General features: G+C 65.5%; 7 protein-coding genes. All 7 read left to right on the forward strand.

Translation table 11 applies throughout. The annotated features are described in order from the left end of the window. Positions 1 to 261: 261 nt before the first annotated feature. On the forward strand, positions 262 to 2,007 hold the full coding sequence (locus tag C457_RS18250) for an ABC transporter substrate-binding protein (protein ID WP_008096973.1): 1,746 nt from the start codon (positions 262 to 264) through the stop codon (positions 2,005 to 2,007). Next, positions 2,004 to 3,035 (forward strand): ABC transporter permease, encoded by a 1,032-nt coding sequence (locus tag C457_RS18255; RefSeq protein ID WP_008096974.1) that lies wholly within the window; start codon positions 2,004 to 2,006, stop codon positions 3,033 to 3,035. Before C457_RS18250 ends, C457_RS18255 begins: the two co-directional genes overlap by 4 nt. Beyond that, positions 3,032 to 3,931, forward strand: a complete 900-nt coding sequence (locus C457_RS18260) for an ABC transporter permease (protein ID WP_008096975.1) — start codon at positions 3,032 to 3,034, stop codon at positions 3,929 to 3,931. The genes C457_RS18255 and C457_RS18260 overlap by 4 nt, the downstream gene beginning before the upstream one ends. After that, complete coding sequence (locus C457_RS18265) at positions 3,928 to 5,040, forward strand: ABC transporter ATP-binding protein (RefSeq protein ID WP_008096976.1); 1,113 nt, start codon at positions 3,928 to 3,930, stop codon at positions 5,038 to 5,040. Before C457_RS18260 ends, C457_RS18265 begins: the two co-directional genes overlap by 4 nt. Beyond that, positions 5,033 to 6,106 carry an ABC transporter ATP-binding protein gene (locus tag C457_RS18270; protein ID WP_008096977.1) on the forward strand — a complete coding sequence of 358 codons (1,074 nt, stop codon included), beginning with the start codon at positions 5,033 to 5,035 and terminating at the stop codon, positions 6,104 to 6,106. Before C457_RS18265 ends, C457_RS18270 begins: the two co-directional genes overlap by 8 nt. After that, the gene (locus tag C457_RS18275) at positions 6,103 to 7,194 is read left to right on the forward strand and encodes a DUF917 domain-containing protein (RefSeq protein WP_008096978.1); all 1,092 of its coding nucleotides are present in this window, start codon (positions 6,103 to 6,105) and stop codon (positions 7,192 to 7,194) included. Before C457_RS18270 ends, C457_RS18275 begins: the two co-directional genes overlap by 4 nt. Next, on the forward strand, positions 7,187 to 7,625 hold a 439-nt coding region (locus C457_RS18280; protein ID WP_008096984.1), incomplete at its 3' end, for a hydantoinase/oxoprolinase N-terminal domain-containing protein. The genes C457_RS18275 and C457_RS18280, both read left to right, overlap by 8 nt.

Below are 7,625 nucleotides of genomic sequence, written 5' to 3' on the forward strand. Positions count from 1 at the left end.
GGTGAATCGCGGATGCGCGTGTGAGAGAGTAGTCGACGGCGGAGAAACCGACCCCGGTCGTTCCCCGCGACAGGACGTGGTTCCGTAGAGGTGGGCGGTGTCGGTCGATTACCACCGCAAGCCGAGTGGTGTGCTAGAAGACACACAACCACGTTGTTCCATATTGTTCATACAGCATTCCACTTTGAACCTAGAATATTATTTTAGGTTACTATACGGTACCTTTATGTGCCATTGCAACTCTGTGAGAATGAGTAACGTATGTCGAGAAAGGACATCACACAGACGCGGTCGCAGGTGGGGTCGAAATCGGAGTCAATCCGCGCTCGGTTCGGAGACGCGGCGAGTCGTCGGAACTTCCTCAAGGTCCTCGGGACGGCCGGCATCGCCGGCCTCGCCGGCTGTTCCGGGGGCGGTGAGAGCTACAACGGTGAAGAGCAGACGACGGCCTCGGGCGGCGACGGCGAGGGGACGGGGACGGAGACGACATCCGGCGGTGACTCGAGTAGTTCGACGCTCCGCATGAGCGCAACCCAGCGCTTCGGGACCGTCGACCCCGCGAAGGGGACGGACTACACGCAGGTGCTCGCGTTGGTCAACCTCTACGACCCGCTCGTGTTCCCCGACACGGAGGGGAACCTACAGGGACACCTCGCCGAGGACTGGACCGTCTCGGACGACAACCGGACCTACACGTTCACGCTCCGCGAGGGCGCGACGTTCCACAGCGGCAACCCCGTCACGGCGGAGGACGTGCAGTTCTCTGCCGAGCGGTTCCTCGATATCAACCAGGGCTACTCGTCGCTGCTCGGTAACGTGCTCTCGAAGGAGAACGTGACCGTCGAGGACGAGCGGACCGTGTCGTTCACGCTCGACCGCGTCCACTCGCCGTTCCTCGCGACGCTCGTGTTACTGTTCGTCGTCGACAAACAGCAGGTCCTCGACAACGCCGAGGACGGCGACTTCGGCGACCGCGGCGACTACGCCCAGTCGTTCCTCAACGACAACGACGCCGGCTCCGGCCCGTACGAGCTCGCGGGCTTCGAGCGGCAGGCCCAGATCTCGTTCAGCCGCTACGCGGACTACTGGGGCTCGTTCAAAGACGGCGCGTACGACAACGTCGTCGTCCAGATCATCACCAACGACCCGACGGTTCGCTCGCTGATGAAGACGGGCGAACTCGACATGTCGAGCCAGTACCAAAGCGAGGAGACCTACGAGGCCCTCGCGGCCGAAGACGACATCCGCGTCGAGTCGGTCCCGACGGTGACGACGTTCTACTTCAAAATCAACACCCAGAAGGCACCGACCGACGACCCCGCCGTCCGCGAGGCGATGGCCTACGGCTTCGACTACGAGACGGCGCGTAACGAAATCGCGCCGGGGTCGCTCCCCGCGCAGGGGCCGCTCCCGACGTCGTTCGGCGTCCACAACGACGACATCGTCCAGCCGACCTACGACCCCGAGAAGGCGCGGCAGATTCTCGCCGACGCCGGCTACGAGGAGGGCGACATCACCGTCCAGAACACCTACGTGAAGGACTACGGCCTCGAAGAGAAGATGGGCCTGCTCTTCCAGCAGAACATGGACGAAATCGGCATCAACGTCGAGTTGAACCCCCAGACGTGGGGAACGATGACCGAACTCGCGACGAGCGTCGAGGGGACGCCGCACATCAACCAGGTGTTCTACGGTCCGGTGTACCCCTCGCCGGACACGGTGTTCTACAACCAGTACCACTCTGAAGCCGCCTCGACGTGGATGAGCATGGAACACCTCGAAGACGAGGCGGTCGACTCCCTCATCGACGAAGCGCGCTCGACGGTCGACGCCGACGCCCGCGCCGAACTGTACGCCGAGGTGCAAGAGCGCATCGCGAACCAGTTCCCCGCCCTGTTCATCTTCGTCCAGTCGAAGAAGCACGCCTTCGCGGACGACGTGAAGGGCTACACGTTCCGGCCGTCGATGAGTTTCGACTACTGGTTCCCCGACTTCTACCAAGAATGAAGTACTGGCAGTACCTCGTGCGCCGGCTCGCGGGCATCCTCGTGAGTCTCATCGGCCTGTCGATAATCATCTTCACCACGTCACGAGTGCTCCCCGGGAACCCCGCGCGGATGGCCCTCGGCGCGCTCGCATCCGAAGAACAGGTGCAGGCGCTCGCCGCCGAGATGGGACTGAACAAGCCGATTCCCCTGCAGTACCTCGACTACATGCGAGGGCTGCTCGTCGGCGACCTCGGGACGAGCCTCGAGACCAAGCGCGCGGTCAGCACCGACATCGTCTACTACCTGCCGGCGACGCTCGAACTCATCACGGTGTCGATGTTCCTCACCGTCGTCATCGGGATTCCGCTCGGCGTCATCGCCGCGCAGAACAAAGACGGGCTCACCGACAACGCGACGCGGCTCGTCGCGTTCTTCAGCGTGAGCGTACCCGGCTTCTTCATCGCAATCATGTTCCAGTTGCTGTTCGGCTACCTGCTCGAATGGCTCCCCATCACGGGGCGGCTCGGCTCGGAGTTCGGCTCGGGCGTCTCGCGGTTCACGGGCTTCCTGCTCGTGGACACCCTGCTGTCCGGGAACCTCGCGGCCCACGTCGACGCGTGGGCGCACATCATCCTCCCGGCGCTCGCGCTCTCGCTCGCCGGTATCGGACAGGTGATGCGCATCACTCGGTCGAGCATGATAGACGTGAAAGACCAGGACTACGTCGAGGCCGAACGCGGCTTCGGCCTCCCCTCGTGGCTCGTCACGTACAAGTACACGCTCAAGAACGCGTTCATTCCGACGCTCACGATTCTGGGGCTGTTGTACGCCTCGCTTCTGGGGAACGCGTTCCTCATCGAACTCGTCTACTCGTGGCCCGGTCTCGCGTCCTACGGCGTCACCGCGGTGCTGAACAACGACTTCAACGCCGTCGTCGGCGTCACGATGACCATCGGCGTCGCGTTCGTGAGCATCAACTTCCTCGTCGACGTGCTGCTGGGTCGCGTTGACCCGCGCATCAGACTGGCGATGGAGGAGGCGACATGAGCGCCGAGTCCGCGGGCGTCCTCGACCGGTTCGTCTCGGCCGAGCGCCGCGAACTTTGGCAGCGGTCGTGGAAGCGCTTTACGAGCAGGCCGATGAGCGTCATCGGTCTCGGAATCATCATCGCCATCATCTTGCTCGCCGTCTTCGCGCCCGTCGTCGCGCCGTACCCCGAACACGCCGGGAAGTTCACCGACTTCTCGAACACGCTCCAGCCGCCGAGCCTCGACCACCCGCTGGGGACCGACCACGTCGGCCGCGACGTGCTCTCGCGAATCCTCTTCGGCTACCGGCTGTCGCTCATGCTCGTAGGCGTCGTCCTCGGCTTCGGCGTCCCCGTGGGCGTGCTGCTCGGCCTCGTCGCCGGCTACTACGGCGGCTGGGTCGAGACGATTATCATGCGGGCGACCGACACGGCGCTCGCCTTACCGCCGCTCGTGATGGCGTTGGCCATCACCTCGGCCTTAGAGCCGACGCTGACGAACGCGATGATAGCTATCGCGGCGCTGTGGTGGACGTGGCACGCCCGCCTCGTCCAGAGTATCGTCGCCAGCGAGCGCGGCGAGGAGTACGTGCAGGCCGCGAAGCTCGCCGGCGCGAGCACCCCACACATACTCTTCCGGGAGATTCTCCCGAACACGCTGTCACCGATTCTGGTCAAGGTGACCCTCGACGCGGGCTTCGTCATCCTCATCGGCGCGGGCCTGTCGTTCATCGGCGTCGGCGTCCAGCCGCCCCAGCCCGGCCTCGGGACGATGGTCAGCCAAGGAACGTCCTACCTGCCCGACTCGTGGTGGGTGAGCGTCTTCGCCGGGCTCGCCATCTTCGTCCTCGTGATGGGGTTCAACATGCTCGGCGACGGGCTGCGTGACCTCTTCGACGTGGAGGTGAACCGATGAAACTCGACGAGCCGGTCGCCGAGAACCCGCTTTTGACCGTCGAGGACCTCGAAGTCGGCTTCGAGTCGTTCGACGGCTTCGCGGAGGTCATCGACGGCGTCAACCTCTCTATCGGCAAGGGCGAGGTCGTCACCATCGCCGGCGAGACCGGCTGCGGCAAGTCGGTGACGATGAAGTCCATCCTCCGCCTGCTCAACCAGCCGCCCGCCCGCGTCAGCGGCGAAATCACGTTCGACGGGACGGAGCTGCTGTCGCTTTCGGACCGCGAGTTCGAGCGCGTCAAGGGCCAGCGGATGAGCCTCGTCTTCCAGGACCCGATGTCGAGCCTGAACCCGACGTTCACCATCGGGGAACAGCTCACCGACACCGCGCAGTTCGGCGGCGACAGCGACACGGGCGTCGTGGAGTTCTTCCGCCGCCGCTTCAGCGGCGAGCGCGACGAGGCGCGCGAGCGCGTCTTGGAGATGCTCCGCGAGGTTCAGATGCCGGACCCCGAGAACATCATGGACTCGTACCCGTCGCAGCTGTCCGGCGGGATGCGTCAGCGCGCGCTCATCGCGCAGGCCCTGCTGAACGAGCCGGACCTGCTCATCGCCGACGAAATCGGTACCGCGCTGGACGTGACGATTCACGACCAGATTCTCGACCTGCTGAAGGACCTCATCGAGAACCACGACCTGAGCGTCCTGATGATCACCCACAACCTCGGCGTCGCTCGACAGGTGAGCGACCGCGTGTACGTCATGTACGGCGGCCGCATCGTCGAAACCGCGCCGACAGACGAGCTGTTCGAGAACCCGAAACACCCCTACACGCAGGGGCTCATCGCGTCGATTCCGCGCCTGACGGGCGACGAGATGGCGACCGGTATCGACGGCTCGATTCCCGAGTACCTCGACCCGCCGCCGGGCTGTCGGTTCGCGCCGCGGTGTCCCTACGCCACCGCCGAGTGCGAGCAGGCCCGCCCGGAGATGTACGAGCGCGGCCCGCAGACCGGCGTCGAGTGCGTCCTCTACGACGAGGCCGTCCCGGCGTCCGAGCGGCCGACCGTCGAAGAGACCCGGAGCCACATGACCCGGCGACCGGGCAAGCAGAAGGGGGGTGACTGACGTGTCCGAACCCCTGCTCGAAGTCGACGACCTCGAGAAGTACTTCCCCGTCAAAAGCGGCATCATCAAGCGCACGTCCGACTACGTGAAGGCGGTCGACGGCGTCTCGTTCGACATCGAGCGCGGCGAAACCCTCGCGCTCATCGGCGAGTCCGGGTCCGGAAAGAGCACCGTCGCGCGGACGATTATCGGCCTGACCGGCGCGACCGGCGGGACCGTCAGGTTCGACGGCGAGGACATCACGAACGCGACCGACGAGCAACTGGCTCGCCTCCGGTCGCGCGTCCAGATGGTGTTTCAGGACCCCACGTCGAGTCTGAACCCACGGCGGACTATCGGCAAGTCGCTCGCGGTCCCGCTGAAGGCCCGCGGCGTGGCGACGTCCGACCTCCGGGAGCGCGTGGTCGACCTGCTCGAACGCGTCGAGTTGAACGACGAGTACTGGAACAAGTACCCCCACGAACTCTCCGGCGGGCAGAAACAGCGGGTGAACATCGCCCGCGCGCTCGCGGTCGAGCCGGAACTGCTCTTGCTCGACGAGCCGACGAGCGCCCTCGACGTGAGCGTGCAGGCGAAGATTATCGCGCTCCTCGAGGACTTACAGGAGGAGTTCGGACTCACCTACCTGTTCATCACCCACGACCTCTCTCTGGTCCGCAACTTCGCCGACGAGACGGCCGTGATGTACCTCGGCGAGATTCAAGAACGCGGCCCCACGGAGGAGGTCTTCCAGCGGCCGCGACACCCCTACTCGCGGGCGCTCCTCTCCGCGATTCCCGTCACGACCGACGAGGAAGAGGCGTACAAGCCGCGACACGAACCGCTCCGGGGCGAAATCCCGAGCCCGCGGGACGTTCCCACGGGCTGTCGGTTCCACACGCGGTGTCCCTACGCGACGGACGCGTGTTCGACCGACGAACCGCAGTTCGTCGCGGTCGACGCCGGACCCAGCGTCCGGTGTCACATCTACGACGAGGCGTACGCCGACGCGTTCGACGACGTGCCCGAGGTGGCCGTCGCGGCGGTCGCCGACGAGACAGTCGCATCGAACACCCACGAACCATGAAGATAACCACAGACAACATCGACGACTTCGCCACCGGCGCGACCGTCCTCGGGACCGGCGGCGGGGGCGACCCCTACATCGGGAAGCTGATGGCACAGCAGGCAATCGAAGAGCACGGCCCCGTCGACCTCATCGACCCGCGGGACGTGCCCGACGACGCGCTCGTCATCCCGAGCGCGATGCTCGGCGCACCGACCGTGATGGTCGAGAAGATGCCGAAGGGAACCGAGGCGCTGGCCGCCTTCGAGGCGCTCGAAACGCACCTCGGACAGGAGGCCTACGCGACGATGAGCATCGAGGCGGGCGGGCTGAACAGCACCGTCCCCATCGCCGTCGCCGCCGCGCTCGGGCTTCCCCTCGTGGACGCCGACGGCATGGGCCGGGCGTTCCCCGAGGTGCAGATGGTGACGCTCACGATGGGCGGCGTCAGCGCCACCCCGATGAGCATCGCCGACGAGAAGGGCAACTCGCTTCTCGTGAACACCGTCAGCAACGAGTACGCCGAGGCGTTCGCCCGCGTGACGAGCATCGAGATGGGCGGCGCGTGCATGATTGGCACCTACGCGCTCTCCGGCTCGGAGGTCCGCGAGCACGCGATTCTCGACTCGATGTCCCTCGCCCACGACATCGGCGAGGCGATTCGCACCGCCAAGCACCGCTCGCAGGACCCCGTCGAGGCGGTCCTCGACCTCACGGACGGCTACGAACTGTTCGCGGGGAAGATAACTGACGTGGAGCGCCGGACCGAAGGCGGCTTCGCGGTCGGCGAGGCGACCCTCGACGGCATCGACGACTGCGAGGGCCGGACGTTCACCCTCGACTTCCAGAACGAGAACCTCGTCGCCCGCGACTCGGAGCGCGGCGTCGTGGCGAGCACCCCCGACCTGATTACCGTCCTGGACGCCGAGACGGGCGACCCCGTCACCACCGAGCGACTCGCCTACGGCCACCGGGTGCGGGTCATCGGGATGCCGTGTTCGCCGAAGTGGCGGACCGACGAGGGACTCGACCTCGTCGGGCCGGGGTACTTCGACTACAGCATCGACTACGAACCAATCGAAACTCTCCAGCAACCCAAACATGACTGACTACCGAATCGGAATCGACGTCGGCGGCACCAACACGGACGCCGTCGTCATGGACGGCGACGACAACCTCCTCGCGAAGACGAAGACCCCAACCACGGAAGACATCACGTCGGGCATCCTCAACGCCCTCGACGTGGTCCTCGACGACAGCGGTGTCTCCGAGGACGAACTCGACTACGTGATGCTCGGCACCACCCACGCGACGAACGCCATCACGGAGCGCCGCGGCCTCAACGAGGTCGGCGTCATCCGAATCGGCGCGCCCGCGACCCAGAGCATCCGGCCGCTCTTGGAGTGGCCCGACGACCTCGCCGAGGCAATCGGCAACAACGTCGCCATCCTCGACGGCGGCCACGAGTTCGACGGCCGCCTCCTCAACGACCTCGACGAGGAGCAGGTCAGAGCCTGTCTCTTATACACATCTCTGAGCG

Origin of the sequence: Haloferax prahovense DSM 18310, from assembly GCF_000336815.1 — an archaeon.
Taxonomy (GTDB): domain Archaea; phylum Halobacteriota; class Halobacteria; order Halobacteriales; family Haloferacaceae; genus Haloferax; species Haloferax prahovense.